Source organism: Ruegeria sp. HKCCD6428 (genome assembly GCF_013110595.1).
GTDB lineage: Bacteria > Pseudomonadota > Alphaproteobacteria > Rhodobacterales > Rhodobacteraceae > Ruegeria.
In genome coordinates this window covers 197,375-224,302 of the sequence record NZ_WVQX01000006.1, presented here as the reverse complement: position 1 = coordinate 224,302, position 26,928 = coordinate 197,375, and the positions used below count along the sequence as shown (strand labels likewise).

25 protein-coding genes are annotated in these 26,928 nt (G+C 58.4%); 15 read left to right on the top strand and 10 right to left on the bottom strand.

Annotated elements, in window-relative coordinates; all coding sequences use genetic code 11:
- Nucleotides 1–11 precede the first annotated feature (11 nt).
- On the top strand, nt 12–599 hold the full coding sequence (locus GS620_RS15060) for a TetR/AcrR family transcriptional regulator (RefSeq protein ID WP_371809811.1): 588 nt from the start codon (nt 12–14) through the stop codon (nt 597–599).
- A gap of 344 nt (nt 600–943) precedes the next feature.
- Here GS620_RS15060 and GS620_RS15055 read toward each other — a convergent pair whose 3' ends face one another.
- From GS620_RS15055 to GS620_RS15045, 3 genes are read right to left on the bottom strand one after another with little or no spacing between them, the layout of a single operon-like run.
- Nucleotides 944–2,437, bottom strand: a complete 1,494-nt coding sequence (locus GS620_RS15055; protein WP_171616681.1) for a heme biosynthesis protein HemY — start codon at nt 2,435–2,437, stop codon at nt 944–946.
- A 10-nt stretch (nt 2,438–2,447) separates the two neighbouring features.
- Nucleotides 2,448–3,656 carry a COG4223 family protein gene (locus GS620_RS15050; protein ID WP_171616679.1) on the bottom strand — a complete coding sequence of 403 codons (1,209 nt, stop codon included), beginning with the start codon at nt 3,654–3,656 and terminating at the stop codon, nt 2,448–2,450.
- Between the two features lie 54 nt (nt 3,657–3,710).
- On the bottom strand, nt 3,711–4,424 hold the full coding sequence (locus GS620_RS15045; protein ID WP_171233504.1) for a uroporphyrinogen-III synthase: 714 nt from the start codon (nt 4,422–4,424) through the stop codon (nt 3,711–3,713).
- A gap of 98 nt (nt 4,425–4,522) precedes the next feature.
- On the opposite strand from GS620_RS15045, the gene tsaD reads away from it, so the two are divergent.
- The 5 genes from tsaD to GS620_RS15020 all read left to right on the top strand — a co-directional run bounded on the left by tsaD (nt 4,523) and on the right by GS620_RS15020 (nt 8,747).
- Nucleotides 4,523–5,620 (top strand): tRNA (adenosine(37)-N6)-threonylcarbamoyltransferase complex transferase subunit TsaD, encoded by a 1,098-nt coding sequence (gene tsaD / locus GS620_RS15040; protein WP_171233585.1) that lies wholly within the window; start codon nt 4,523–4,525, stop codon nt 5,618–5,620.
- A complete protein-coding gene (locus tag GS620_RS15035) occupies nt 5,617–6,579 on the top strand; it encodes an NAD(P)H-dependent glycerol-3-phosphate dehydrogenase (protein WP_171233505.1) in 963 nt (320 codons plus the stop codon). The genes tsaD and GS620_RS15035 overlap by 4 nt, the downstream gene beginning before the upstream one ends.
- Nucleotide 6,580: 1 nt before the next feature.
- Complete coding sequence (locus tag GS620_RS15030; RefSeq protein WP_171116638.1) at nt 6,581–6,850, top strand: YciI family protein; 270 nt, start codon at nt 6,581–6,583, stop codon at nt 6,848–6,850.
- Nucleotides 6,850–7,272 (top strand): EVE domain-containing protein, encoded by a 423-nt coding sequence (locus GS620_RS15025; RefSeq protein WP_171116640.1) that lies wholly within the window; start codon nt 6,850–6,852, stop codon nt 7,270–7,272. Before GS620_RS15030 ends, GS620_RS15025 begins: the two co-directional genes overlap by 1 nt.
- 161 nt (nt 7,273–7,433) lie before the next feature.
- Complete coding sequence (locus tag GS620_RS15020; RefSeq protein ID WP_171616677.1) at nt 7,434–8,747, top strand: hypothetical protein; 1,314 nt, start codon at nt 7,434–7,436, stop codon at nt 8,745–8,747.
- A 218-nt stretch (nt 8,748–8,965) separates the two neighbouring features.
- On the opposite strand, the gene GS620_RS15015 is transcribed toward GS620_RS15020, so the two are convergent.
- The 4 genes from GS620_RS15015 to GS620_RS15000 form a co-directional block, all read right to left on the bottom strand.
- The gene (locus GS620_RS15015) at nt 8,966–9,307 is read right to left on the bottom strand and encodes a DUF2853 family protein (RefSeq protein WP_171171577.1); all 342 of its coding nucleotides are present in this window, start codon (nt 9,305–9,307) and stop codon (nt 8,966–8,968) included.
- A gap of 140 nt (nt 9,308–9,447) precedes the next feature.
- The gene (locus tag GS620_RS15010; protein WP_171616675.1) at nt 9,448–10,197 is read right to left on the bottom strand and encodes an extensin family protein; all 750 of its coding nucleotides are present in this window, start codon (nt 10,195–10,197) and stop codon (nt 9,448–9,450) included.
- Nucleotides 10,198–10,210: 13 nt separating this feature from the next.
- Nucleotides 10,211–11,599, bottom strand: a complete 1,389-nt coding sequence (ahcY, locus tag GS620_RS15005) for an adenosylhomocysteinase (protein WP_171616673.1) — start codon at nt 11,597–11,599, stop codon at nt 10,211–10,213.
- Between the two features lie 103 nt (nt 11,600–11,702).
- Nucleotides 11,703–12,017, bottom strand: a complete 315-nt coding sequence (locus GS620_RS15000) for a hypothetical protein (RefSeq protein ID WP_171116648.1) — start codon at nt 12,015–12,017, stop codon at nt 11,703–11,705.
- Nucleotides 12,018–12,224: 207 nt separating this feature from the next.
- Here GS620_RS15000 and GS620_RS14995 point away from each other — a divergent pair, with 207 nt between their 5' ends.
- Nucleotides 12,225–12,818 (top strand): HD domain-containing protein, encoded by a 594-nt coding sequence (locus GS620_RS14995; protein WP_152459644.1) that lies wholly within the window; start codon nt 12,225–12,227, stop codon nt 12,816–12,818.
- Nucleotides 12,819–12,868: 50 nt separating this feature from the next.
- The gene (locus GS620_RS14990) at nt 12,869–13,582 is read left to right on the top strand and encodes a GDSL-type esterase/lipase family protein (protein ID WP_171616671.1); all 714 of its coding nucleotides are present in this window, start codon (nt 12,869–12,871) and stop codon (nt 13,580–13,582) included.
- A 78-nt stretch (nt 13,583–13,660) separates the two neighbouring features.
- Here the strand turns inward: GS620_RS14990 and GS620_RS14985 are convergent, their stop codons facing one another.
- From GS620_RS14985 to GS620_RS14975, 3 genes are all read right to left on the bottom strand, one after another.
- Nucleotides 13,661–14,032: a VOC family protein gene (locus GS620_RS14985; RefSeq protein ID WP_171616669.1), complete on the bottom strand. Its 372-nt coding sequence runs from the start codon at nt 14,030–14,032 to the stop codon at nt 13,661–13,663.
- Nucleotides 14,033–14,133: 101 nt separating this feature from the next.
- A complete protein-coding gene (locus GS620_RS14980; protein WP_152459641.1) occupies nt 14,134–14,688 on the bottom strand; it encodes an ActR/PrrA/RegA family redox response regulator transcription factor in 555 nt (184 codons plus the stop codon).
- A gap of 80 nt (nt 14,689–14,768) precedes the next feature.
- Nucleotides 14,769–15,395 carry an SCO family protein gene (locus GS620_RS14975; RefSeq protein ID WP_171616667.1) on the bottom strand — a complete coding sequence of 209 codons (627 nt, stop codon included), beginning with the start codon at nt 15,393–15,395 and terminating at the stop codon, nt 14,769–14,771.
- Between the two features lie 90 nt (nt 15,396–15,485).
- Here GS620_RS14975 and regB point away from each other — a divergent pair, with 90 nt between their 5' ends.
- From regB to addA, 7 genes are all read left to right on the top strand, one after another.
- Nucleotides 15,486–16,883 carry a sensor histidine kinase RegB gene (regB, locus tag GS620_RS14970; RefSeq protein WP_171116656.1) on the top strand — a complete coding sequence of 466 codons (1,398 nt, stop codon included), beginning with the start codon at nt 15,486–15,488 and terminating at the stop codon, nt 16,881–16,883.
- A 66-nt stretch (nt 16,884–16,949) separates the two neighbouring features.
- Nucleotides 16,950–18,458, top strand: coding sequence for a PAS-domain containing protein (locus tag GS620_RS14965; RefSeq protein ID WP_171616665.1), 1,509 nt, complete (start codon nt 16,950–16,952; stop codon nt 18,456–18,458).
- 41 nt (nt 18,459–18,499) lie between these two features.
- Complete coding sequence (gene tsaE / locus GS620_RS14960; protein ID WP_171616663.1) at nt 18,500–18,973, top strand: tRNA (adenosine(37)-N6)-threonylcarbamoyltransferase complex ATPase subunit type 1 TsaE; 474 nt, start codon at nt 18,500–18,502, stop codon at nt 18,971–18,973.
- Entirely contained in the window at nt 18,970–19,974 is a 1,005-nt protein-coding gene (locus GS620_RS14955; RefSeq protein ID WP_171616661.1) for an aminoglycoside phosphotransferase family protein, read from the top strand. Before tsaE ends, GS620_RS14955 begins: the two co-directional genes overlap by 4 nt.
- Nucleotides 19,971–20,657 carry a nucleotidyltransferase family protein gene (locus GS620_RS14950; RefSeq protein WP_171616659.1) on the top strand — a complete coding sequence of 229 codons (687 nt, stop codon included), beginning with the start codon at nt 19,971–19,973 and terminating at the stop codon, nt 20,655–20,657. The genes GS620_RS14955 and GS620_RS14950 overlap by 4 nt, the downstream gene beginning before the upstream one ends.
- A complete protein-coding gene (gene addB / locus GS620_RS14945; protein ID WP_171616657.1) occupies nt 20,650–23,574 on the top strand; it encodes a double-strand break repair protein AddB in 2,925 nt (974 codons plus the stop codon). Before GS620_RS14950 ends, addB begins: the two co-directional genes overlap by 8 nt.
- Nucleotides 23,571–26,927 carry a double-strand break repair helicase AddA gene (gene addA, locus GS620_RS14940; protein ID WP_171616655.1) on the top strand — a complete coding sequence of 1,119 codons (3,357 nt, stop codon included), beginning with the start codon at nt 23,571–23,573 and terminating at the stop codon, nt 26,925–26,927. The genes addB and addA overlap by 4 nt, the downstream gene beginning before the upstream one ends.
- Nucleotide 26,928 lies beyond the last annotated feature (1 nt).

Genomic DNA, 26,928 nt, shown 5'->3' with positions numbered 1-26,928 from the left:
TCACAAAAGGCTTGGTATTGGCGTCGCGTACAAATCAAATTAATCGAACACGAGAAGCACTTCTTTCAGCTGCACGTGACTTGATGTCGGAAGGCAAAGAAGTCACGCTGGCAAAAGTCGCTGAGCGTGCCAAAACCAGTCGTGCGACGGTCTATCGTTACTTTTCTGATCCAAGTGTCTTGGCTTTGGATGCGACGCTCGATCTTCAAGTTACTCCAACTTCAGAACTTCTCGAGGGGCTGAAAAACGTCAGGAGCCGCGTACACGCCGTTGCGCGCTACTATCTGGATTTTTCTCGGGTTCATGAGGCGCACTTCCGGCAGTTTCTAGCTGAATCACTCAAGGCATCACTTGAAGATGGAACTGTCAAAATGCGTGGCGCCAGAAGAGTGGCGGCTTTTTCGGAAGCACTTGCACCAGTTCAGCCATTGATGAAGCCGAAGGAAATCGACGACCTGGCAAAGCGATTGTCCATGACGACGGGCATGGAACAACTTATTATTCTGGAAGACATTTTGCGAGTGGACGAAGCAACCGGTTACCAACTTCAGGAAGGGTTGGTCGATGCTCTGTTGGATCGGTACTTACCAAAAAACTGAGACAGAATTCAGATGCCGACTTCATCCCAAAACTGCTGGAAAATAGACACCAGTTAAACGTCCGCTTTGCATTGACTGTGTACTTCGCGACGAAGAACGCGAACGGCCGTTTTGACCGCATCTCGGACGTTAACTGCGCCTTTTTTTGAACGGCTGCTTTGCGGAGGGAAGCGGCCAACACAGCCTGTAAGTGCAACAGGCCGCCAACGCGTCGACAAGCCGCTGAGAGAGGCAAAAAAGCACGACCCTTCGGACCGCTGGCGTCCGGTTTGGCTTCACCAAAAAGCGCGGCGTCGCATCAATCTCAATGAGTGTAAGCAGGCATAAAACAGACGTTGCAGGGCTCAGGCCTGCTTTTGAACCTCGGCTTCGTCTGCCACCTCTGCCGACTTTGGTGTCACTTCGACCACATCATCCTCGTCCGCGGGCTCCATGACTTCAGGCTCTTCGGATTGATCTTCGAGCGCACCAACGATCAAAGGCAACATATGTACGCCGGTCGCGCTTGCGATTTCGGGTGTTTGTGGTGTCTGCCAGCTGAGCGTGTCGAAGCTGCCGCAGTTCTGGCAGACCGGTCCCCATTCAGGTTGGATATCATGGCAATTGGTGCACACCCATTGCGGACCACGCGGCGCATTCAGCGCCTTGGCCAACCAGCCTTGCACAATGGCGTCCGAGGCTCCTTCGCCCCGTTCGATAGCGGCCATCAACGTATAGGCGCGCGCATCACCCTGCGTTTCGACCACATCGCCCAGCGCACGGCGGGCTTCGGGGAAGTCCTCGGCCACGATGTTCAATTCGGCCAGTATCAGACGCGTCTCCATGTTCTCGGGGTGAATCCGGGTCAGCGCGGTGAACCGCTTGATCCGTTGGTCGGGGGTTTCATCCGGCACGATGTCGGCAAAGGCATGGGCCAGATCCGGATGCGGCTGAGCCTCCCATGCTTTTTTCAGAATCTTGGTCGCGGCCCGCGGTTTACCTTTGGCGATATACGCGCGGGTCGCCATGGCAGCGGCAGGCACCAGATCAGGCGACAGACGATTGGCTTCAATCGCGCGTTCCTGCTGTTCGACCGTCGCACCTTCGTCCAGTATTCCCTTGGCTTCGGACAAGGCCAAAACCGCATCACGCCGTTTGAAGACATCGCGCGGCAAATACCCGGCTTTCAGCTTGGCCGTCAGGGTCGAACGGGCACCGGCCCAATCCTGCGCCTTGGTTTGCAGGTTCAGCAGCACGTCCTGCGTTTCTTCATGACGTGGTTTGATCGCCAGGGCCTTCTCGGCCAGTTTGCGGGCCGTTTCATCATCACCTTCGGCCAGCTTCTGCTTCATGATCCCGCGCACGCCGACGAAACGGGTGGCGCTGTTGGTCACCAGTTTTTTATAAGTATCCGATGCCTTTTTCGTATCCCCGGTCATCTCGGCGGCCTGTGCCACCAGCAGGTCGGTAAGCTCGGGCTTGTTCAGCAGTTTTTCGGCCTTGCTGGCTTTGGTCATCGCCACGCGCCCTTCGCCCGAGGCCAGCGCCAACAGACCATCAGCCAGCGCCTGGTACCCCTTTTGCTGGCGATTGCGGTCAAAATACCGAGACAGGGCCGTTTCGTCACCGTTCAGGAATTTCAGCGTTGCGATGAGCAGGCTGAGCAACTTGAAAAACAGCCAGACCGCAAAAACCAACACAGCCAACGCGATCACTGACTGAAGCGGCCCCAACGTGAATTCCGTGCCCGCGACGGTGATCTGAACCCCGCCACTGGTTTGCATCAGGAAGTGACCGCCCAACGCCAGCAGGCCGATAATCGCAACAAAAACAAGGATCTTAAACAGTGACCACAGCATGGCAGGTCCTTCAGTTCGAGTTCAGGCTGGAAGCCAGTGTATTCGCCGCATCGACGGCTGCGACCCGTGTTTGGGCCGCCTGTTCCCAATCGGACATTGCAGCCTGTGCCGCTTCGGGAAGTGATTTCAGTTCGCTCAAGGCTTTGGCCAGGTCTCCGTCCGCAAGCGCAGCCTGTGCCCGTGACAGGATGGCATCTGGCCCATCCCCTTCCTGGGGCGTGACCGAGCGCGCGCCCGTTTGACGTTGCAGGAATGCGATCAGGCCGGTGCCCTTGTCGGCTTCACGGGCTTGGGCCAGCGCGGTTCGGGCCGCAGGCGCGAAACTGTCGCGCAGAGAAGAGAGTGTTTCAACACCCTTGTCAGCCGGCCCGGACAGGGCATCCGGCACATCCACACCGCCTGCCTTCAGTTCTGCAACCAGATCGGAATAGGGCTGACCCGCATCCAATTGCCCTTGCAAACGCGACAGAACGGCGGCATTGGCCGCAGCCTGCGCATCGGCTGATGCTTTCGCCTCCAGCGCCTGAGCGTCGGAAACCATTTTTTCAACCTCGGCCCGTTGCGAGGCCAGCGAGTCCTGAAGCTTCTTCAGCTCAGCTTCGAACGCGGCCATGGATTCGGGCGACACGCTGGATTCGATCGGGGTTTTCTCAAGCGTCGCAATGCGGTCTGACAATGGTCCGATCTGGCCTGACAGCGTATCCACAGTAGATTTGATCGCACTCAGGTCACTTTCCACGGGTGTCAATTTGTCGGACAGCGCTTTGACCTGATCCGTCAGACCAGCATCATCCGGACTGTTTGCAAGCGCCTGAGACAGCTTGGCAATCTGGTCGGACTGGTCTGCCAGTTTGGATTCCAACGTCGCCAAGGTATCCGAGCTGTCCGAGCCAGTTGACAACAGCCCGCCATTACCCAGCGCAAATCCGACGGCGGCAGCGATGGCGCCGCCCAGCAAAGCGGGAACAAATCCGCCACGCTTTTCAACGACACGCTCGACCACTTTTTCTTCGGCCGGGGCAGTATCTTCAGTCGACGCTTCGGCTTCGGCTTCGGCTTCGGCTTCGGCTTCGGCTTCGGCTTCGGCTTCGGAAAGTTCTTCTTCTACGGTCTCAGTCGGGTCAACAGGTGTATCTTCCTGTTGCAGTTCGGGTTCGACGACGTCATCTGCCTTGGGGGTTTCCACCGGCTTTTCTTCGGACTTTTTCTTACCAGCCACCGCAATATTCCCCTTATCGAATCCAAATTCAGATGAATAACAGCCCCAGTCAAGTTAATCGGGGACCGCGCCGCCCTCAACCCGCAACGCATGTTTCACAAGCTTTTTGACAGCCTTACGCATTTTCTTTGGTGTCGGCTTCTTTGCGATCTTCAGGCGTGCATAGTCCAATGAATAAAGGGGATCCGCCGTGGCCTGGCTGATTGCGGCCAACCACAAAGGCGCGGATCCGGTCCAAATATCGGCAAAATGTCGCGCCGTTCTTGGCGAAAAAAGCGGTGCGATTACCAGCGAATCCAAATCTGCCACCCGGGTCGCTTCGGATGTTAGCGGCAACAGCAATTGCTGGTAGACTGGCAGTTCCCCCACGGTCAGGCCGGATTCGGTCAGTCGACCGGCAACATTGCCGCGCGTGTTCTCACCCCTCAAATGCAACAACGGGCTTTTGGGCCTCCGCTTGAGCAGATGTCCCACCAGTTCTTCCGCCGTGGCCCCGACCATTTCGGCCCGCCACCCGCAACCCTTCGCTGTGCTGGTCGTTGTCGGTCCGACGCAGAAAGCGGGCAGGTTGCGGTCCACACCTTTCAGGGCCGCCGCGTGCACCGCATTGGCCGACGTGAAAATCAACCCCTGCACACCCTCGGTCTCAACCTCGACCGGCAGAGGCCGGATTTCCATGATCGGAGAATAGATGACCTGAACCCGGGATTTGGTACGGGTCGGCAGCTGCGCGACGAACCGTTCAGAGGCAGCGCGCGGGCGGGTCATCAACAAATACAACGTGCGGCCCCTTGGCCCTTCAGGATTGTTTGCATCCGCGCAGGGTGATACCCCGCCGTTAGATCATGATGCAACGGATCAGGGTGATGGTGCAAACACTTACCGTACTGGGATTGGAAAGCAGCTGCGACGATACCGCCGCGGCCATCGTGCGTCAAACGACGGGCGCCAAGGCCGAAGTCCTGTCATCCGTGGTACATGGCCAAACCGAACTGCACAGCCCTTTTGGTGGCGTCGTGCCCGAGATCGCGGCCCGGGCGCATGCGGAAAAGCTGGATGTCTGCGTTCTGCAAGCGCTGGACACCGCTGGTCTTTCCCTGAAGGACGTGGACGCCGTTGCGGTCACCGCGGGGCCGGGTCTGATCGGAGGGGTCATGTCGGGCGTCATGTGCGCCAAGGGGATCAGTGCGGCAACCGGTCTGCCGCTGGTGGGTGTCAATCACCTTGCCGGTCACGCGTTGACACCACGACTGACGGACAACATTGCCTTCCCCTACCTGATGCTTCTGGTGTCTGGCGGCCACTGCCAATTCCTGATCGCCCACGGGCCCGAACATTTTACCCGCCTTGGCGGCACCATCGACGATGCGCCGGGCGAGGCCTTCGACAAAACCGCCCGCCTTTTGGGTCTGCCGCAACCTGGTGGCCCTTCCGTCGAAGCCGAGGCGCGCGCCGGTGATCCCAAACGCTTTAGATTTCCCAGGCCACTTTTGGACCGGCCCGGTTGCGATCTGTCCTTTTCGGGGTTGAAAACGGCCTTGATGCGGATGCGCGACCAGATCGTGAACGAAAAGGGCGGTTTGACGCGCCAGGACCGCGCAGATCTGTGCGCCGGATTCCAGCAGGCGATTGTGGACACATTGGCCGAAAAGACCCGGCGAGCGATTGATCTGTATCTGGAAACCTCTCCGTCTGAACCCGTGATTGCCGTTGCCGGAGGGGTTGCCGCGAACTCGGCCATTCGGTCCGAATTAGAGTCTGTTTGTGTTGAAAAAAACACCAGATTCACCGCCCCCCCATTGGCGTTGTGCACGGACAATGCCGCGATGATTGCCTATGCTGGCCTGGAACGCTTTCGTACCGGCGCGCGGGATGGGCTGGACCTGGTCGCCCGCCCTCGCTGGCCTCTGGATCAACACAGCCCGGCCATGCTGGGCGGCGGCAAGAAAGGGGCTAAGGCATGAGCGTATCCGTCCTGGGCTCCGGTGCGTTTGGCACTGCTCTGGCTATCTCGCTCGCAGGCAACGGGCCAGTGACACTGTGGTCAAGAAACGCCGATCGAGCGCAGCAGATGCGCGAGACGCGCGAAAATGCAACCCGACTGCCCAACATAACCTTGCCCGAGGACATCAATGTGACTGGGGATATCGCCAAGGCGCTCAGGGCTGACACGCTTTTGTTGGCCGTGCCAATGCAGAAATTGCGCAGCGCTTTGCAGGATCACGCACCGGCCCTGCGCGGCAAGACTCTGGTGGCCTGCTGCAAGGGAATTGAACTGACCTCGGGGCTTGGACCTGTCGCGGTCATCAAAGAGAGCATCCCGGATGCCCTCGTCGCGCTGCTGACCGGGCCCAGTTTTGCTGATGACATTGCACATGGCCTGCCCACCGCTCTGACGCTGGCTTGCGAGGATACGGAACTTGGCAAGGCGCTTCAGGCCGAACTGACGACGGCGAACCTGCGCCTTTACCGCACCACAGACACGATCGGCGCCGAACTTGGCGGCGCGCTGAAGAATGTCATGGCCATTGGCTGCGGTGCCGCCATCGGCGCAGGTCTGGGAGACAGCGCCCGGGCGGCCTTGATGACCCGCGGGTTTGCAGAGATGCAGCGCTTTGCCGCGATGCGCGGCGCGCGCCCCGACACCCTGATGGGTTTGTCCGGGTTGGGGGATCTTGTGCTGACCTGCTCTTCCGAGCTGTCCCGAAACTATCGTTTTGGCCTTAGTTTGGGTCTGAATCAGCCCTTTGACAGCCAAATGACGGTCGAAGGCGTCGCCACTGCCCGTGCCATGTCGGACATTGCCGCCAAGGAAGGGCTGGATATGCCCATCAGCGCCACGGTGGCGGACCTGAGCCATGGCGCCTACAGTGTCACCGAGGCCATTCAAAACCTGCTAAATCGACCCCTCAAGGAGGAATAACATGCTGATCGCCCTCATCGCTCGTGATAAACCCGACGCGTTGCAAACCCGATTGGACAACCGCTCGGCCCACCTGGCCTATATCGAAGAAACCGGCGTCGTGTCACAGGCCGGACCGTTGCTGAACGGTGACGCCATGATCGGCTCATTGATAATTCTCGATGTGGAGGACCTGGCCGCCGCACAATCGTGGGCCGATGGCGACCCTTACGCAAAGGCTGGATTGTTCCAATCGGTTGAGCTGATCCCGTGGAAAAAGGTGATCGGTTGATGGCCTATTGGTTGTTCAAGTCGGAACCTTCGACCTGGAGTTGGGATCAGCAAGTCGCAAAGGGCGACGCGGGCGAGGAATGGGACGGTGTCCGCAATTATCAGGCGCGCAATTTCATGCGTCAGATGAAGGTTGGGGACCGGGGGTTCTTCTACCATTCGCAAAAGGACAAGTCCGTTGTTGGCATTATCGAGGTCTGTGCCGAGGCCCATCCCGACAGCACCACCGATGACGAACGGTGGGAGTGTGTAGACATCAAGGCCGTGCGGCCCTTTTCCAAACCCGTAACGCTGGACCAGATCAAGGCGGACGAGCGTCTGGCCAACATGGTGCTGGTGAAGAACTCTCGTTTGTCGGTGCAACCCGTGACCGAGGATGAATGGCGGGTGATTTGCATGCTGGGTGAAACCCAGCCTGACTGAACGGGACAGTGGCACCGGGCGCAGAACTTCTCAAACCCCTGGCAAGATGCTATCTTTCCTTGGGCTTTGCCGGGTGAGAACATGTCGGTCGCGTTTTTCCGCGATTGAAATTGCTTGGTGGTGTTCGAATAAAGATCGGTCTTTCTTGAAAGCAAAAACCCATGTCTGACGACGAAGGCGGCAATGGGATATTCGAAGACGCCGTTGCTGCGAAGAATTCAAAAAACTGGGAAGCGCGCCTGAAAGAGGCGCGTGAAAAGCGTGCCAGAGTGCTCAGCGGGGCGCAGGGTGAAGCGCAGGAAAAACCCACCCTGAAACCTTCCGAGACAGAGCACCTGCCCCGGCCAGACGAAACCAAAATCGAAGAGATCGTATCAGACCGGGTCCGTTCTTTGCATTTGGAAGAAACAAAAACTAAGAAAAAACCCTTGGTTAGAGCAGGTATTGTTCTGGCCGCCTTGGTTTGCGGCGCGTTCCTGCAATGGGCGGTCACACATATTGCCGGAACTTGGCGCTCTACCGGTGGAACGCCCCCAGCCAGCCTGGATGCGGCGACGGAAACTCTTCCTGAAATCGAGGAGCTGCTTTCAGACAGAGCCCCCACCGTCAGAATCGCTGAGTCACCGGCCCCACGAGACACACAAGCAGCCGAGGACCCCGCCGATTCAGCGTCTTCCGAAGTCGCACCCGTTTCCAACCCGGCAATCATCGAAGAGGTCGAGGATGCGATCACAGGCGCACCTCTCGACCAGAGCGTCTCGGTTGAAGCGCTCGTGACGCCACCCGTTCCAGCCGAAGACATTTCGGCTACGGATGACCAAGACAGGGTGGAACCAAGACCCCCAAACCCAGAAGCGGAACCGGCCGTGTCTTTGTCCCCGCCAGCCATATTCATTCCGCCACAGCTCGAACCCATCTTGGCCGCCGCTTCTTCTGCGGATATTCAAACCCTGTTTCCAGCTTCTGCCGAACCGCCGTGGCGCCACACCAACCGGTCGAACAAAGACAGCTTTTCGCAGACATCCTTGATGGTTTTGGACCCTGTCCAGCAAGAGATCACTTTATCTACGGCCCCGTCTTATGCAGAGGTAAAACCGCTTTCGCCCGCACAATCCCCCATTGATCTGGAAGTCTCGCTTTTTGTTCCGTTGAGAGTGTCACAAGACGCCAGCAGCCGGGCTTTGGAACTGCTTACACAGGGCCGCGCGACGGTTGTGTCAACAGACCGCGTGGGTTTTCGGGTCAGAGAAACACAGGTTCGTTTCTATCATCCAAGCGACGCTGAAAACGCGGCGCTGGCAGCTGATGCTCTTGACGGAATATTGAGGGATTTCACGAATTCGGGCAGCAAGACCCGTCCGGGGCGGATAGAAGTCTACCTGGCAGGCAGCGGTGGCGCGTCATCCAGGAATTCGGACCCGAGGCCCACGGAATTCGACAATTTCATTGCGCGTATTCTTGGCGAACTCAGATAAGAAACGAGGGAAGGCTCTGACGATACAGAACCTTCCCTACCCCCGCGTGCTCCCTACTCACCACACGCGTATGGAAATATCTGGTTCTGACCGTCCTGGTCACAGGTTGAACTTAGCCCAGCCGCACCCTTGGTTTCAAATGCCAAGTCTTTAAATCGAAACTCAAATTAAGTACGCCCGCCAGAATCTCGGCGGGCGCTTGGTAAATTTCGACCGGGTCAGCTGTAAACGGATTCTTTTCCGAAATGCTTGGTCAAAATATAATAGACAACGGCACGGTACTTGTTGCGCTCGGACATGCCATAGGTTTCCATGGCTTTGTTGATCCCTTCCATCAGCTCGGGGCCATCTGCCAGACCCAGCTTTTTGATCAGGAAGTTGTTCTTGACGGTTTCCAGTTCCGAGTCCTGGCTGGCCGCGACAGTTGCCGCATCTGCGTCATAGATCGCCGGACCACAACCGATGGTGACCTTGGTCAGCAGGTCCATATCGGGGTCCATCCCGCATTTGGTTTTCAGGTCTTCTGCGTATTTGGCGATCAGCTCGTCGCGCTTGCCCATATCCTAGTCTCCTTGATCCGTTTACCCGGCACCTTTTACCGATGATCGAAAGACTAGCCGCGTCGCAGGCTTTTCCAAAAGGAAAAAAATTTGCGATTTCTCCCCCTTGGTCGCAGCCTGCACGTTTCTTGCTGAAAAGCCTATCGGCAATAGCCCCACCCCGGGCCTTGCAAGTGGAAATGATCCGCGTGCAAACGATTGAAATCGGGCCCAAGAACCACGCGAAACCAACCGCAGGCCCCGCGCCAGATCCGTCGAAAAAAGGCGCTTTCCGGTCCCGAGCCCTGCCAGTTTGACAACAAGGTCAGCGTCCGACCGTCAACGGTATTCACACCGACGATATCTATCGAATCTGCGCGGGCATGGCTGCTCCACCCACTGTTTTCACCCTGCGCAGTGCGCATGGGGCGGCAATTGTAACTGCCGATGTGGCGCAATCGGGAAACGGTGGTCCCAAGCAGATCGCGGGCGGCGGGCTGCACGACGTGATGTTCCCACATGGTCAGGCGCAAAGCCGTGGCGCAACTGGTTTCAACATCCTCGATCCCTGATGTCACCAATTTGGTCAGACGACCCCGACCGGCGATGCCGCAATTCTGATCGACAACCAAGTCCGCCATCGCCTCAAACCGAACACCCGCGTCTTCCAGAGCGGCCCTGCACTGTGCTTCGCTGGCCAGTGCGCGGTTCAGTTGGAGCTTGGTGACGGGTGTAATCGGGGCGGTTACCTTCAGATCACGCAACGGGTTCCAGTGTGAGGGTATCGGCGTTTCGGGGTGCGCCAACACCCACCAGACACCACCGCCCAAAAGGATCACAACAACCGCCAGCCTGAAAAAGAAAGACGCCGCCAGGTACAAATACCGGCGGCGCCCAGATTTCTGCGTCATACCCAGACGGCGATCAGTAGCGGTAGTGTTCCGGCTTGTACGGACCTTCCGGTTTGACACCGATGTAAGCAGCCTGATCCGCATCCATCTGGGTCAGCTTCACGCCGATGCGATCCAGATGCAGGCGGGCCACTTTCTCATCCAGATGCTTGGGCAGGATGTAGACCTTGTTCTCGTACTGGTCACCCTTGGTGAACAGCTCGATCTGGGCCAGAACCTGGTTGGTGAACGAGGCCGACATCACGAAGGACGGGTGCCCGGTGGCGTTGCCCAGGTTCAGCAGACGGCCTTCGGACAGCAGGATGATGCGGTTGCCCGAAGGCATCTCGATCATGTCCACCTGTTCCTTGATGTTGGTCCATTTGTGGTTCTTCAGGCTGGCCACCTGAATTTCGTTGTCGAAGTGGCCGATGTTGCCGACGATGGCCATGTCCTTCATCTCGCGCATATGCTCGATGCGGATCACGTCCTTGTTGCCGGTGGTTGTGATGAAGATATCCGCGCTGGCGACTTCGTCTTCCAGAAGGGTCACTTCGAACCCGTCCATCGCGGCTTGCAGTGCGCAGATCGGGTCAACTTCGGTCACTTTCACACGGGCACCAGCGCCGCGCAGCGAGGCCGCCGAGCCTTTGCCCACGTCGCCATAACCACAGACCACGGCAACCTTACCGGCCATCATGGTGTCGGTGGCGCGGCGGATACCGTCGACCAGCGATTCCTTGCAGCCGTATTTGTTGTCGAATTTCGACTTGGTGACGCTGTCATTCACGTTGATCGCCGGGAACGGCAGATGCCCTTCCTTGACCAGCTGATACAGGCGGTTCACACCGGTGGTGGTTTCCTCGGAAACACCCTTGATCTGATCCCGCATCTTGGTGAACCAGCCCGGGCTTGCCGCCATGCGCTTGGCGATCTGCTTCTTGATAACCTCTTCCTCTTCCGAACCCGGAACAGGGATGATGTCCTCACCCGCTTCGGCACGGGCGCCCAACAGGATGTACAGCGTTGCGTCGCCGCCATCATCCAGGATCATGTTCGGGCCTTCCTCGAACAGGAAGGATTTGTCCAGATAATCCCAGTGCTCTTCCAGTGTCTGGCCCTTGACGGCGAAGACGGGAATACCCGCCTCGGCAATCGCGGCGGCGGCGTGGTCTTGGGTCGAGAAGATGTTGCACGACGCCCAGCGCACATCCGCGCCCAGCGCCACCAGCGTTTCGATCAGAACGCCCGTCTGGATGGTCATGTGCAACGACCCGACGATGCGCGCCCCTTTCAACGGCTTGCTGTCGCCGTATTCCGCGCGCAGGGACATCAGGCCCGGCATCTCGGTTTCGGCTATGTCCAGCTCTTTGCGGCCAAAGCCAGCCAATGAAATGTCTTTAACGATATAGTCCCCGGCCATCAGGTGCTCCATTTTCCGGTAATTCACAGTCCTCGCTGCCCCTAGCATTCCTTGGGGCAGGTGGCAACTTTGAAGACTGTGGTCGGAAACGATATGGCCAATATCAGCTTGGTGTGCCTTCAATTTCGATCTTTGGTATCGCTTCAAAAAAATCGGTGCCAACGGCAACAATACAGCTGATACCGTTCGCATTGGTTACCAAAACGGTATAACTTCCCGTTTCTTTCGAGGTCCAAACCTCCATCACCGATTGCGCGCCGCGTGTTTTTTGCAGGCCGCCAAAGGCCAATTCTTCGGCATAGTTCTCCTGCAATTTGGATATGATGTGATCCCGTGTCGCGCAATTCTGGGCAAAGGCAGGTGGCGCGGTGGCGGCCATTCCGAAGGTCAGCGCGATTGCGAATAAACGTTTGAACATAGGGTGCTCCTTTTCGATACGTGTTTCAGTTCGAGAGGGGCACACTGGGAGGAGAATGCACCCCCCTCAGTCTTCAATGTCGGGATCTTACCGCGCCGTTTCAAAGCACGAACGCTCAAGAAAATGTTGGCAGCGTGTGATCCAGACAGGTACATCATACCATAAAAACGCGAATTGAACGTGTCCAACTTCACAAGGCATGGCAGAATGGCAACACAACCCAGAGCGTGGCAAAGGATGCTGTCGGGCCGCAGGCTGGACCTGCTGGACCCGACACCGGTGGATATCGAGATTGAAGACATCGCACACGGCCTTGCCTTTGTCGCTCGTTGGAACGGTCAGACAAACGGCGATTTCGCTTATTCCGTGGCCGAACATTCCCTGCTGGTTGAAGAGATTTTTGGCCGTATTGCCCCCAAAGCACCCATGAAATGGCGTTTGGCGGCCCTGTTACATGACGCGCCCGAATATGTGATCGGCGATATGATCTCGCCCGTGAAATCCGCCGTCGGCCCAGACTATGGCGCGTTGGACGACCGGCTGGCGGCAGCAATCCACATACGGTTTGGACTACCGGCTGAGGTCCCAAAAACGGTGAAGCGCCAGATCAAGAAGGCCGACAAGATCAGCGCCTGGATGGAGGCGACACAGATTGCGGGGTTTTCCGAGGCCGAAGCCACGAAATTCTTTGGCCGCCCGGACAGGGGGATCGTGGCGGGTTTACAGATCAGGCTGCGCCCCCCGGTCGAGGTGCGGCACGCCTTTACGGCGCGGCACGCAGAGCTGATCGCTCAGATCTGAAAGACGCTATCCAAATGCGGTGAGTGGGACGGGGGACGGATGGAAGAAAGATGAAAACAAAGACCGGAACCCGAGTTTTGCTTGTCGTCAACGTCCTGCTGACTGTTGGTCTTGCGGCAGCGTTGGTCGAAACCGGGTATGTTTCGAAGGCGCTCAGAAAAATCTCGGGCACACATGTCCCGGTCACGGAAACCGATCACTACAAGCTCATGGTCTGGCTGCACGAGCGGCCGATTTCTCAGGCGCTCGCCTCACCGGATATTCAGATCGCTTTCATCGGCGATTCCATAATCGAAGGGTGGTTGACCAGCAACATCCTGCCCAACTCGCTGAACCTTGGGATCAGTCGCGACACCGCCCCGGGCCTGATAGCACGGGCAAAACCGGAACTGATTGCCCATGTCCCGACATGGTATCTGGGAATCGGGGTCAATGACGCTCTGACCGCCACACCGCCAGAGAAGATTGCAGGCTATGTCGCACAGTTGAAGGCCCTGTTCATACCTGCTGACAGGTTGATCTGGCGTGCTGTGTTGCCCGTAACCGGTGCAAACTGGACCGCGGAACAAGAGGCGTTTCGAACGGCCTTCAATTCGGCTGCACAACAGGCCTGTCAGGATATGGCGAACTGCACATTTCTGACCCCTCCGGACGGGTTCGCCGAGAACACCGCCGACTGGACATCGGACGGGTTGCATCCCAACGCAATCGGATATCGTCAGCTGGCGCGGCAGCTCTGCGCAGAAATCTCCTGCTCACCCTGAAGGTACTGAATGGGTACGGTCAGCACCGCTGCCCGCAGACCTGTCTGAAACTTGGGCAGGGTTTGTGTTCACGCCGTTTCAGCCAAAGACGTAGAAGCACAGTTTGTTGCCATCCGGGTCACGCACATAGGCACCATAGAACCTGTCGGGGACGCGTTGACCAGGTTCGCCTTCGTCCACCGCACCCAGGCTGATTGCCTTGTCATAAAGTTCCTTGACCTCATCCTTGGAGTCGGCTGCAAAGGCGACCATGTTGCCATTTCCGGCGGCGCAGGCATCACCGTCATAGGGCTCGCACACTGCCAGCATCGGCGCGTCGGGTTTGTTGCCGATGAACGCGATCCGGCCTGCGTCTATAACCACTTTCGCGCCCTTGTCCGCGAAAAGGTTGGTATAGAAATCCTTGGCGCGCGCCATGTCCGAAATGCCAACGGTTACATATCCGATCATAAAGTGGTCCTGTTCTGACAAAAGATTCCAGATGTGGCGAACAGTCCTCGACAGGGGCCAAGGTTACAAGTCACTAAACCGTCATCGAGCGGCCGGCCGGCCTAACGCGGGCTGCGTTTCGCCAGTATCCGCTGCAACGTCCGCCGATGCATATTCAACCGTCGCGCGGTTTCGGAAACATTCCGGTCACACAGCTCATAGACGCGCTGGATATGTTCCCAGCGCACACGGTCCGCGCTCATGGGGTTTTCCGGCGGCGGGGGCATCTCGTCACCCTTTGCAAGCAATGCGTTCGTGATGTCGGTGGCATCGGCTGGCTTTGACAGATAGTCGGTCGCGCCGATCTTGACAGCCGCGACGGCGGTCGCGATCGCGCCATATCCGGTCAGAACAACAACACGGCTGTCGGGGCGTTTTTCCCGCAATACCTCGACAACGTCCAATCCGTTGCCATCCTCAAGCCGCAGATCGACGACGGCATAAGCCGGGGGCCGGGCGGTGGATATCGCGCGCCCTGCCGCGACGGATCCTGCGGTCTCAACCTCGAAGCCACGCTTTTCCATGGCCTTGGCCAAACGTCTCAGAAACGGCTCGTCATCATCAACCAAAAGCAGGGATTTGTCAGGGCCGATGTCAAGCTGAGAAGTGTCTGCCATATGTTAGGTCTTTCGCTATTTCATGCCTTTGGCTCGAACATGAGTATTAGCAGCGCGGGAACAAAGGTCAAACAACCTTGTTACGACGCGGCCTGTTCCAGGAAGCACTCAACCTTGTCCGCCATCTGTTCGGCCGTGTCTTCGCGCTTGAAGAATTCCAGGAATCCATCTTCGGGTGTGACCAAATAGGTAAAGGTGGAATGGTCAACCAGATAGAATTCGTCGCCCTTGTCATGCGCCTTGTAATAGGTCTTGTAGGCCTTGCTGGCCGCCTTGACCTGTTCGGGCGATCCGGTCAGGGCGATCGTCTTGCCCCCGAGATTGAAAGCATAGTCAGCCATGACTTCGGGCGTATCGCGATCCGGGTCAATCGAGATGAACAAAGGCGTCACCGACAGCCCGCGTTCAGCCAGAATATCGACAGCCTCGGCGTTGCGGGACATGTCGAACGGGCAAACGTCCGGGCAGAACGTGTATCCGAAGTAAACCAGCGTCGGTTCGGTAATCACATCTTTGTCCGTAACCGTCTCGCCTTTGCCGTTCACCAGTTCAAATGGTCCACCAATTGCGGCGGCACCCCCGGCGATCTGGCTGGACCGGCATTGCGCGAATTTGTCATCGGACCCGCCGCCCCACGTCAGAAACCACATGGCCCCAAGTCCGATAGCCAAAACAACAGTTGCGAGAATTGCGAGAAGGCGGGTCATTTCGATTATCCGGTCTCAAGGGGTTGTTGATCGTTCCGGCCGGGACACCTATCAAGATGACCAGCCGATGCAACAGGACATAAGCGACCGATGGCAGAATCCAATCAGACTTTTTGGCGCGGCCAGGAACGCAGCAGCTGGATTCGGCTTCGGACCCTGATCCTTTTGCGATGGGTGGCCATCATCGGCCAGCTCACCGCAATCACGGTGGCCCAGCGATATTATGACGTGCAGCTGGAACTGGGCCTGTGTTACCTGGCCATCGGAATCTCGGTCATGGGCAACCTGACTGCCATATTGCTGTTTCCGCAGAACAAGCGTCTGACCGAGTTCGAAAACTTCCTGATGGTTCTGTTCGACCTGCTGCAATTGTCAATTCTGCTCTATTTGACCGGCGGGCTGAACAATCCGTTTGCGCTGCTTCTGCTGGGCCCGGTCACGATTTCAGCCAATGTCATGAGCACTCGATCGACCCTGATTGTCGGCGCCGTCGCAATCGTTCTGACAACTGTGCTGGCGGAATTTCACCTTCCGTTGCGGACAAGTCTGGGGCTTGTTCTGGATATCCCCGATATCCTTCTGTTTGGAAACTGGGCCGCGATCATCATCGCCATCGTGTTCATCGGCGCCTATTCACACCGCGTCAGTTCCGAGGTCCAATCCATGTCCGAAGCGCTGGCCGCCACGCATATGGCGCTGGCGCGCGAACAGAAACTGACCGATCTGGGGGGCGTCGTTGCCGCTGCCGCGCATGAACTGGGCACGCCTCTGGCGACGATAAAACTGACCAGCGCGGAACTGATCGAAGAACTGGACGACCGCCCGGACCTGAAAGAAGACGCTGCTTTGATCCGCGAGCAGGCAGACCGTTGCCGTGACATTCTGCGCGACATGGGACGGGCGGGCAAAGATGATCTGCACCTGCGGCAGGCGCCGCTTTCGACAGTGGTGAACGAAGCGGCCGAACCACATGTCGGTCGCGGCAAAGAGGTTCATTTCTCTGAAGGCCCCGCGCAGGACGGGGATGTTCAGCAGCCCTCGATCCTGCGCAAACCCGAGATCATTCACGGTTTGCGCAACCTGATTCAGAATGCCGTGGATTTCGCCCGCGCAAATGTCTGGGTCGAGGCCGAATGGACCGACAGCAGGATCACCGTCAGCATCATGGATGACGGGCGGGGATATCCGCCCCACATGATCGGACGCATCGGCGATCCCTTTATGCGCCGCAGACGGGCAGAATCCGATCAGAGAGCACGCCCGGAATACGAAGGGATGGGCCTGGGATTGTTCATCGCCAAAACCCTGCTGGAACGCAGCGGCGCCGAACTGGAATTCGCCAATGGTTCGGACCCCTACCAGCATCTGACCGACAATCCTGAACGGCGCGGGGCAATCGTCAAGGTGACCTGGCCACGCAAACTGATTGATGCGCAGAAAGGTGACACCCCGGTCCCGTCGGGATCCAACACGCGCATCCAGGTGTGAATTAAGACACCATTAACCAATCCCACGCATAGTCTGTGCTTGTATCGTTCAGGCTTGGGGAATTTGATGGCCGATTGGATTATTCTGGCCGCGATCAGTCTTGTTTCGTGCTGTTTCGCCGTTCTGTGGCTGTTGCCACGCCGGGCTCAGCGCGACAAGGCTTTTGGTCTGTTTTCGAACACCTCGCTGTTTGACGCCGTATTCCTGTTCGATGGCGACCAACTGATCAGCCATTCTGATTTCGCACTGGCCGGGTTTGAGCATATTGAAAACTGGCTGGACCTGCGGCGCTTGTTGCAAAGGGATTTCCCCACCTTTCCCGAAACTCCCGACAAAGTGCGCGATCAGGGCAAAATCCTGGTATCGGCCATTGACTGCACGATCGAACGAGAAGTCGTGTGTGAGTGGATCGACGGTATCGTCCGCGTTCGACTTTGCGAATGCGCCAGGACCACCTCGGCCGGATCGGTTACCCCAGGCGAACCGACTCGTCTGGCAATGGATCTGGCCCCTTACCCGGTATGGTTGGCGGATAACGACAATCGGGTGCAATGGTGCAATGCCGCCTATGTCGCACTTGTTCAAAAGGCACGTGATCAGGACGCCGATCTGACTGCGCCGCTTTTTGAAAGCCCGGAGGATGCCACAAGACCTACCGGAAAAACCCGAGTGTCGGTGGATGTGGCAGATACTGATCGCAAGCTTTGGTTCGATTTGACTCGGATTGAACACGAGAACGGTCATCTATGCTATGCCGTTGATGTCAACGCGATTGTCGAAGCGGAAACCGCCCAGCGCAAATTCGTGCAGACCATGACCAAGACCTTTGCCCAATTGTCTATTGGTCTCGCCATTTTTGACCGCAATCGGCAACTGGCCCTGTTCAACCCGGCCTTGATCGACCTGACCACCTTGCCGCCCGATTTCCTCAGTTGCCGCCCCAGCCTGAGCAGTTTCTTCGACCGCTTGCGGGATCAACACATGATGCCCGAACCGAAGAATTACCGCAGCTGGCGGCGTCAGATGAACGACCTTCTCGAAGCGGCTGAAGATGGAAACTATCACGAGACGTGGTCGCTGCCATCCGGATCGGTCTATTCCGTCAGCGGCCGCCCTCACCCGGACGGCGCAGTGGCGTTTCTATTCGAGGATATCACCGCCGAAATCACCCTGACGCGGCGCTTTCGATCAGAAATGGATCTGATGCAGTCCATCCTGGACAAACTGGCGGACGCGATTGCCGTCTTTGCGGATGACGGCACGCTGGCCTTTACGAACTACGCGTATCAGAAGCTGTGGGGAGACGCGCACGAGGTCGGGTTCCAAAGCGAAACGGTCACCGATGTCACGCGACGCTGGCAAGACCTCTGTATTGCGACGCCGGTTTTGGGTGAGGTTCGGGATTTTGTCGAAATGCGGGAAAACCGCGCCGATTGGACCGCTGAAATCCAGATGAGAACCGGCATTACCGTGGATTGCACCGTCACACCGGTTCACAACGGCGCGACAATCGTACGGTTTACGCAATCCGAGTTTCCGTCGAAATCCACCGCGATGGAACAGATCAGCGCCTGAACCGGGTTGCAGCCGGTCAGGCGCAAGGCCATTGTGGCGGCATGACACAGACCGCCCGATCTCTGACTTTCAAATCGCCCGAAGAAACCGCAGTTTTCGCACGGAAACTGGGAACATCACTGCGCCCGGGCGATGTTGTTTTACTGGAGGGCCCGATCGGCAGCGGCAAGACGCATTTCGCGCGCAACCTCATTCAGTCATTGATGGATGAACCCGAAGATGTGCCCTCGCCAACATTCACTTTGGTCCAGGCTTACGACACGCCATCAGGGGAAATATGGCATTGCGACCTGTATCGTCTGAGCGCGGCCGAAGAAGTTGACGAACTGGGTCTGACGGACGCTTTCGATACGGCAATCTGCCTTGTGGAATGGCCGGACAAGCTGGGCCCGTTGGCGCCCCAAGGTGCGTTGACATTGACCTTTGAAACAGACCCAAACAATATCGATTTCCGCTGTGTGACCCTGTCTTGGACTGCTCCGAAATGGGCGGAAAAACTGGAGAGAACCGCATGACCAACAGGACGGTCCTGGCCGAGGCCCTGATTGCGCAAACACCCTGGGCCGGGGCAACACGTAGGCCACTGGCAGGCGATGCCTCGAACCGGCGATACGAACGGCTAATTGATCCAACCAACGGGCGCACTGCGGTTTTGATGGACGCGCCACCTGAAAAAAGTGACGATGTTGAACCCTTCGTGCGGGTTGCCGAATACCTCCGATCGGTTGGTCTGAGCGCGCCGGAAATCTATGCCGAAGATACCCAGTACGGTTTTCTGTTGCTGGAAGATCTGGGTGATGATCTTTTTGCGCGCATCCTGAAAAAAGACCCGGGCAAAGAGCGTGAATTGTACCGGGTCGCCACCGACGTGCTGCTCCACCTGCATCAGGCGCCTTCTCTTGCCTTGCCGTCTTATGATCCGTCCCTGATGGCGGAGCTGGCTTCATTGGCTTTCACCAAGTATGCGGCCGGTATCCTGGGAACACGTGATGAAGACGCCATGTCCCGGTTCGAGCACCGGTTCGCGGACATCCTGCATCGTGAAACATCCGGTTCGAAAGTCGTCGTTCTCAGGGATTATCACGCGGAAAACCTGTTGTGGCTGCCGCAGCGCGAAGGCGTGAAGCGCGTCGGGTTGCTGGACTTTCAGTTGGCCATGCTGGGGCACCCGGCCTACGATCTGGTGTCTCTGCTACAGGATGTACGCCGAGATGTCTCGGCCGGGATCGAAATGCAGATGATCAACCACTACATCTCTGCGTCAGGTATGGACGACCATGATTTCCGCACGACCTACAGTGTTTTGGGGGCCCAGAGAAACCTGCGTATCCTTGGCGTCTTCGCACGTCTGGCGACGGAATATGGCAAGCCTCACTATGTGGACATGATCCCGGCCGTCTGGGCACATCTGATGCGCGATCTGGATCACCCTGCCCTGGTTTCGGTGGCGTCCCTGCTGCACGAAGCTTTGCCCAGACCCACACCGGAAAACCTGGCCAAGTTGAGAACGCAATGACCGGATCGCCATTTGCCGCAATGCTGTTCGCAGCCGGGTTCGGCACCCGCATGGGCGCGTTGACCAAAGACCGGCCCAAGCCATTGATCGAAGTGGCGGGGCGACCTCTGATTGATCATGCGCTGGACCTTGTCGAAGATCTTGATCCCGTCCGTACCGTTGCCAACTTGCATTATCACGCTGATCAGCTCGCGGCGCATCTCGGTCCCAAAGGCGTTCTGCTGTCTCGGGAAGACCCTGAAATCCTGGAAACAGGCGGCGGATTGCGGGCGGCTTTGCCGATGCTGGGCACCGACCCCGTATTCACGTTGAACACGGACGCGATCTGGTCAGGGCCAAACCCTTTGACCCTGTTGCAGCACGCCTGGGACCCGGGTCGTATGGATGCGCTGCTGATGTGTGTTCCAGTTGCGAGAACCGATGGTCATATTGGATCGGGTGATTTCACCGCTGGAAAAGATGGACGGATCACGCGCGGTCCTGGTCTGGTTTACGGCGGGGCCCAGATCCTCAAGGCCCAGGGTTTGCATTCGTTCTCGCAAACTGCGTTTTCACTCAACCTGCTCTGGAACCAAATGCTCGATCAGGGTCGGCTTTTTGCGGTCGAATACCCGGGACGCTGGTGCGACGTAGGTCGTCCGGAAGGCATCGCGCTGGCCGAGGGTTTGCTGGCTGATGTTTGAATCCGGCTCCCTGCCCCGTGTATTTGCCGTGCCTCCCGGTACGGATTTCCCCACGGCATTGGTCGATGGTCTGCGGCAGCGCTGTTCGGGCCCACCCGAAGCTTTGGCGCGGGTAGAGTTGATCCTGAACACACGACGCATGGAACGGCGCGTCCGCGATCTGTTCAATCAGGGGCCACCTTGCCTTCTGCCGCGTCTCTCGTTGGTGACGGACTTGGGTGAAAGGGTTGATCTGGCGCGGATCCCGCCTGCTATCCCGCCTCTGCGGCGGCGTCTTGAGTTGACTCAGCTTGTATCCAAACTGCTGGAACAACAGCCGGACCTTGCCGCCCGGTCATCGATCTTTGACCTGTCCGACAGTCTTGCCGCGCTGATTGATGAAATGCAGGGCGAAGGCGTATCGCCCGAAGCGATCCGGCAGCTGGACGTCAGCGACATGTCCGGACACTGGTCGCAGGCACAAGCCTTTATCGGCATCGCGGATCAATTCATCGACACCGGCGGGCAGACGATGGATGCACAGGCCCGCCAGCGCCGCGTGGTCGAAAACCTGATCGCGCGATGGCAGATTGCCCCCCCGCAACACCCGGTCATTCTGGCGGGCTCTACCGGGTCCCGCGGCACCACCCTGATGTTGATGGAAGCCATCGCGCGCCTGCCGCAAGGGGCATTGGTGCTGCCCGGTTTTGATTTCGACCAGCCGGATCACGTTTGGCAGGGGCTGGATGATGCGTTGACGTCTGAAGATCACCCACAATACCGTTTCCGCAAGTTGATGCGCGCGCTGGAACTTGCACCGGGTCAGATCACCCCATGGACGGATTTATCGGCCCCCTCACCCTCGCGTAACAGATTGATATCCCTAGCTTTACGTCCGGCACCCGTCACTGACGCCTGGATGACCGAAGGCCCCAGACTGTCCGATATTAAAGGCGCAACCGACGGCCTGACGCTGGTCGAGGCTCAATCACCGCGCGCCGAGGCGTTGGCCATCGCCCTGCGCCTGCGGCAGGCGGCGGAAACAGGACAGACCGCCGCTCTGATCACGCCGGATCGCATGTTGACCCGCCAGGTCAGCGCCGCGCTGGATCGGTGGAACATCGTGCCGGACGACAGTGCGGGCCTGCCGCTGCAACTTTCCCCGCCGGGACGTTTTCTGCGCCATGTGGCCAACCTGTTCACACGCCGTCTGGAAGGCGAGGCGCTGCTGACCCTTTTGAAGCACCCGCTATGTCATGATGGCGGTGACCGCGGAATTCATTTGCTGCACACGCGTGACCTGGAACTTGACCTGCGCCGTCACGGCCCGCCCTTTCCTGACAGTGCAAGCCTTGCGGCTTTTGCAGTGCGCAAAGAGGCCCAGGAAAGCTGGGTGAAATGGGTCGTGCAGCATTTCTGCGACCAGCAGGTCACCAGTGAACTGCACCTCGCGGACTGGGTGGAGCGTTTGATGAAACTGGCCGAGGCGATCTCGGCCGGCAGCACGGGTGAAACGGGCACTCTGTGGGACAAAAACGCAGGCCAAAAGGCGCTGGGGGTGCTGAATTCTCTCAGCGCAGAGGCGCAGCATGGCGGCCTGATGACAGCCCATGACTTTGCCGATCTGCTGGGCGCTCTGCTTGCGGGTGAAGAGGTTCGTGACCGGGATGCGCCGCATCCGCACATCATGATCTGGGGCACACTCGAGGCACGGGTGCAGGGCGCCGACCTGCTGATCCTTGGCGGGTTGAATGAAGGAAGTTGGCCAGAGGCGCCAACACCCGATCCCTGGTTGAACCGGCAGATGCGTGACAAAGCCGGCTTGTTGTTGCCCGAACGCCGGATCGGCCTGTCTGCGCATGACTTCCAGCAGGCCATCGGCGCACCCGAAGTGTGGTTGACCCGCGCGACCCGCTCGGATGATGCCGAGACGGTTCCGTCGCGCTGGCTGAACCGACTGACCAACCTGTTGCAGGGTTTGTCGGGTCAGGGTGGCCCCGAAGCTCTGACCAAAATGCGCGCTCACGGCGAAAAATGGTTGAACTGGTCCGAGGCACTGGAAGATGCGCCGCCGATCGACCCCGCACCGCGTCCTTCTCCGCGCCCACCGGCCGCCGCGCGTCCGCGCCGTCTGTCTGTGACCGAGATAAAGAGGCTGATCCGCGATCCATACGCGATATACGCCAAACATGTGCTTCGACTGAAACCGCTTGATCCGCTTGTACAGGCCCCCGATGCCTTGCTGAGAGGAATTGTGATTCACGAAATCCTCGAGCATTTCATCAAGGACAGCGTCCTCGACAGCGCTTTGCTGACGCGGGACAATTTCCTGAAACGGGCGCATGCTCTGTTGGATCAACACGTCGCCTGGCCGACGGCCCGCAAACTGTGGCTGGCCCGGCTTGAGCGGATCGCGGATGATTTCCTCGGGGCAGAGCTCGCGCGCCGGAAGGATGGTGGCCCCGTGGCATTTGAGGCAGCGATGAAACTGGCGCTGCGCCCCCTGGATTTCACCATTGTCGGGCGCGCGGACAGAATCGATTGCAACAGCCGGGGCGCGTTGCGCATCATCGACTATAAAACCGGCGCACCACCGACGGAAAGCCAGCAATCCAAATTTGACAAGCAGTTGCTGATCGAGGTGGCCATAGCCGAGCAGGGCGGGATTGAGGGCCTTGACCCGACAAGCGTGGCCCAAGCCATCTTCATCGGTATGGGTGGCAGCTATAAGGAGGTTGCGGCGCCTTTGGACAAAGAACCGACCGACAAGGTTCTTGCCGAGCTGAAAGAGTTGATTTCCGCTTATTTAGAGCCTGATCAGGGGTTTTCGTCCCGTCGTATGCTGCACAAGGATACGGATATGGGTGATTATGATCACCTGGCGCGGTTCGGCGAATGGGACCGGACAGCGGAAACCTACCCCGAGGATCTGACATGAGCCCGCGCAACGACGCAACTGAACGGCAGGTACAGGCCGCGCGCCCCGATGCCTCGACCTGGCTGGCGGCCAATGCCGGGTCCGGCAAAACCCGGGTTCTGACCGACCGTGTGGCGCGTCTGCTGCTGGGCGGGGTCCAGCCTCAGCATATTCTGTGCCTGACCTACACCAAGGCCGCCGCCAGCGAGATGCAGAACAGGTTGTTCAAGCGCCTTGGCGAATGGGCCATGCTGGATGATACCCCCTTGTTGGAGGAGCTGACCGATCTGGGTGTGCCCGGCGAAATCGGTTTGGACCGGTTGGCGCAAGCACGCACCCTGTTTGCCCGCGCCATCGAAACGCCGGGTGGTCTGAAAATCCAGACCATCCACTCGTTCTGCGCGTCATTGTTGCGACGCTTTCCGCTGGAGGCTGGCGTTAGCCCGCAGTTCACCGAAATGGAAGACCGCGCAGCAGCCTTGTTGCGAGAGGAAATTGTCGAAGATTTCGCCGCAGGCCCGCAGGCCGGGTTGATTGAAGATGTGGCCCGGTTCGTCACGGACACGGGGTTTGATAAACTGACCGCTGCGATCACGCAAAAACGCAGTCTTTTTGCGCAGCCGCTCGAATGGTCCGATCTGCTGCAACGCTTCGATCTGCCCGCCGGCTTTGACGAAACAGCGCTGCTTGCGCGGGTTTTTCTTGGTGGCGAAGTCGAACTCATCCAGTCCATACTGCCCGCTTTGACCGAAAGCGGAGGCAACAATGCCAAGGCCGCCGTAAAACTGGCCGCGTTCAACGAAGCCAGATTGATACATCTACCCATGTTGGAAAGCGTGTTTCTGACGGGGAAGGGCGCAAAGGAACCCTTCACAGCCAAACTCAACGCTTTTCCCACCAAACCCTTGCGCGAAGGTGCGCTGGCCGACCGGATGCCGCAGATCGAGGCCTTCATGCAGCGGATCGAAACCGCGCGTGAACAACGTCTGGCGCTGGTCGCGGCACAGAAAACCGCGGTTCTGCACCGCTTTGCCGCAGCCTTCCTGCCGGAATATGAACGGCGCAAACAGTTGCACGGCTGGCTGGATTTCGACGATCTGATCCTGCGCGCGCGGCAGGTGTTGAACGATCCGGCAGTGGCCGAATGGGTGCTGTACCGACTGGACGGGGGAATCGATCATATTCTTGTGGACGAAGCGCAGGACACCAGCCCCGATCAATGGGACGTGATCGAGAAACTGGCACAGGAATTCACCAGCGGGGAAGGGGCCCGATCCGGGGTCGAGCGTACGATTTTCGTCGTCGGCGACAAGAAACAATCGATCTATTCCTTTCAGGGCGCCGATCCACAGGCCTTTGACAGAATGCAGGAAGAGTTTGGTCGGAAATTGGCTGAATCAGGCTCTAAACTGTGGGATTCGACGTTGGAATACTCGTTCCGATCCTCCAGCGCGATCCTGACTCTGGTCGATATCCTGTTTGAAAACCGCTCTGGTGCGGGGTTTCACAAGGACAGTCAGCACCGTGCTTTCAAGGCCGATCTGCCGGGTCGTGTTGATCTTTGGCCCGTTGTCGAAAAAGTAGCAGATGCCGAAGACGGGGATTGGACCGACCCGGTCGATCGTCCGGGCGCACGGCATCACACCGTCATTCTGGCCGAGAAAGTTGCACAGTCGATCAAAGACATGATCGAACGGGGCGAGACGATCCCGGAAGACGGCAAATCCGGCCAATTCGTTCGTCGAAAAGTGCAGCCGGGGGATTTTCTGATCCTCGTGCAACGCCGCTCGGACCTGTTTGCCGAGATCATCCGTGCCTGCAAGGCGCTGCACCTGCCCATCGCCGGAGCAGATCGGCTGAAAGTGGGCGCTGAACTGGCGGTCAAGGATCTTGCGGCATTGCTCAGCTTTCTGGCCACGCCCGAAGACAGCCTGTCCCTGGCGACGGTTCTCAAATCCCCCTTGTTCGGTTGGTCCGAACAGCAGCTTTTCGATCTGGCGCACCGTCGGAAGGAACAGTTCCTTTGGGCCGCACTGCGCAACCGCGCGGAAGAGTTTCCGGAAACACTGTCCGTGCTGAATGATCTGCGCAGCCAGATCGACTTTCTGCGTCCCTATGATCTGATCGAACGTATCCTGACCCGCCATGACGGACGGCGCAAGCTGTTGGGGCGGTTGGGGGCGGAAGCCGAAGACGGTATCAACGCGCTGTTGTCCCAGGCTCTGGCCTATGAGCGAACGGATATCCCCAGCCTGACGGGATTTCTGGTCTGGATGCAGACTGACGATCTGGAAATCAAACGACAGATGACCGGCGTCGGCAACAGGATCCGGGTGATGACCGTTCATGGCTCAAAAGGGTTGGAGGCGCCGATTGTCATCCTGCCGGATACCGGCAAACGCCAGCCCCCGCGTGACGCCGAGATTATGTTGGCCGGCGGAACACCCTTGTGGAAAGTGTCGGCGGACGCGTCACCAAACCTGATCTCGCAGGCGCGGGAAGAGGCGCGCAACCGCGAGGAAAACGAACGGCTTCGGCTGCTGTATGTGGCCCTGACACGGGCGGAAAAGTGGTTGATCGTGGCGGCGGCAGGCGATTTGGGGAAAGACGGCAACAGCTGGTATCAGATGGTCGAGGCGGCGATGGATCGGGCCGGGGCCGCGCAGGTGCCGGGTACCGATATCCGCCGCCTGTCCCACGGGGATTGGGACGCGCTGCCCTTGATCGATCAACCGAACACTGTCGTTCAGCAGGTCGAACTGCCGGATATGTTCCAACATCCGGCACCGGATCCGGTTGCGCCTGCCGGCACGCTCAGCCCTTCGGATCTGGGTGGTCCTAAGGCGTTGCCCGGAGATGCCGGCCTGGATGAAGATGCGGCCAAACTGCGCGGAACCCGCCTGCACCTGTTGCTGGAACACCTTCCCGTGGCCGAGAAAGACCTTTGGCCAGAGCTTTGCGCGCGGTTGCTGCCCGATATGCACGAAACGGACCGGCACGAGATTTTGAACGAAGCCGTAACTGTGCTGACAGCGGAAGGTTTGCAGCCCGTCTTTGCACCTGACACGTTGGCCGAGATGCCCATTACTGCCGCTCTGAACGGGCAGCGGATGCTTGGGGTTGTCGATCGTCTGATCTTGTCGGAATCGGAAGTGCATGTGATTGATTTCAAATCAAATGCCACCGTTCCAGACCGCGCGGAAGACTGCCCCGACGGCCTGCTGCGACAGATGGGGGCATACGCGCAGGCGCTGGCGCAGATCTATCCGGATCGCAGCATTCGTACCGCCATTCTGTGGACCCGCACGGCGCGGCTGATGTGGTTGCCACACGATCTTGTGACAGATGCTTTGGCCCGCACCCAGATATCTTGAC

Excerpts from the sequence above, each read along its gene's own strand:
- GS620_RS15030 (WP_171116638.1), top strand. The coding sequence starts at position 6,581 with ATGCTGATCGCCCTCATCGCTCGTGATAAACCCGACGCGTTGCAAACC.
- GS620_RS14965 (WP_171616665.1), top strand. The coding sequence starts at position 16,950 with ATGGCCGATTGGATTATTCTGGCCGCGATCAGTCTTGTTTCGTGCTGT.
- GS620_RS14995 (WP_152459644.1), top strand. The coding sequence starts at position 12,225 with ATGGCAACACAACCCAGAGCGTGGCAAAGGATGCTGTCGGGCCGCAGG.
- tsaD (WP_171233585.1), top strand. The coding sequence starts at position 4,523 with ATGGTGCAAACACTTACCGTACTGGGATTGGAAAGCAGCTGCGACGAT.
- GS620_RS14975 (WP_171616667.1), bottom strand. The coding sequence starts at position 15,395 with ATGACCCGCCTTCTCGCAATTCTCGCAACTGTTGTTTTGGCTATCGGA.
- GS620_RS15015 (WP_171171577.1), bottom strand. The coding sequence starts at position 9,307 with ATGGGCAAGCGCGACGAGCTGATCGCCAAATACGCAGAAGACCTGAAA.
- GS620_RS14985 (WP_171616669.1), bottom strand. The coding sequence starts at position 14,032 with ATGATCGGATATGTAACCGTTGGCATTTCGGACATGGCGCGCGCCAAG.
- GS620_RS14950 (WP_171616659.1), top strand. The coding sequence starts at position 19,971 with ATGACCGGATCGCCATTTGCCGCAATGCTGTTCGCAGCCGGGTTCGGC.
- tsaE (WP_171616663.1), top strand. The coding sequence starts at position 18,500 with ATGACACAGACCGCCCGATCTCTGACTTTCAAATCGCCCGAAGAAACC.
- GS620_RS14990 (WP_171616671.1), top strand. The coding sequence starts at position 12,869 with ATGAAAACAAAGACCGGAACCCGAGTTTTGCTTGTCGTCAACGTCCTG.
- GS620_RS14955 (WP_171616661.1), top strand. The coding sequence starts at position 18,970 with ATGACCAACAGGACGGTCCTGGCCGAGGCCCTGATTGCGCAAACACCC.
- GS620_RS15010 (WP_171616675.1), bottom strand. The coding sequence starts at position 10,197 with ATGACGCAGAAATCTGGGCGCCGCCGGTATTTGTACCTGGCGGCGTCT.
- GS620_RS15055 (WP_171616681.1), bottom strand. The coding sequence starts at position 2,437 with ATGCTGTGGTCACTGTTTAAGATCCTTGTTTTTGTTGCGATTATCGGC.
- GS620_RS15020 (WP_171616677.1), top strand. The coding sequence starts at position 7,434 with ATGTCTGACGACGAAGGCGGCAATGGGATATTCGAAGACGCCGTTGCT.
- GS620_RS15000 (WP_171116648.1), bottom strand. The coding sequence starts at position 12,017 with ATGTTCAAACGTTTATTCGCAATCGCGCTGACCTTCGGAATGGCCGCC.
- addB (WP_171616657.1), top strand. The coding sequence starts at position 20,650 with ATGTTTGAATCCGGCTCCCTGCCCCGTGTATTTGCCGTGCCTCCCGGT.
- GS620_RS15035 (WP_171233505.1), top strand. The coding sequence starts at position 5,617 with ATGAGCGTATCCGTCCTGGGCTCCGGTGCGTTTGGCACTGCTCTGGCT.
- GS620_RS15025 (WP_171116640.1), top strand. The coding sequence starts at position 6,850 with ATGGCCTATTGGTTGTTCAAGTCGGAACCTTCGACCTGGAGTTGGGAT.
- ahcY (WP_171616673.1), bottom strand. The coding sequence starts at position 11,599 with ATGGCCGGGGACTATATCGTTAAAGACATTTCATTGGCTGGCTTTGGC.
- GS620_RS15045 (WP_171233504.1), bottom strand. The coding sequence starts at position 4,424 with ATGACCCGCCCGCGCGCTGCCTCTGAACGGTTCGTCGCGCAGCTGCCG.
- GS620_RS14980 (WP_152459641.1), bottom strand. The coding sequence starts at position 14,688 with ATGGCAGACACTTCTCAGCTTGACATCGGCCCTGACAAATCCCTGCTT.
- regB (WP_171116656.1), top strand. The coding sequence starts at position 15,486 with ATGGCAGAATCCAATCAGACTTTTTGGCGCGGCCAGGAACGCAGCAGC.
- addA (WP_171616655.1), top strand. The coding sequence starts at position 23,571 with ATGAGCCCGCGCAACGACGCAACTGAACGGCAGGTACAGGCCGCGCGC.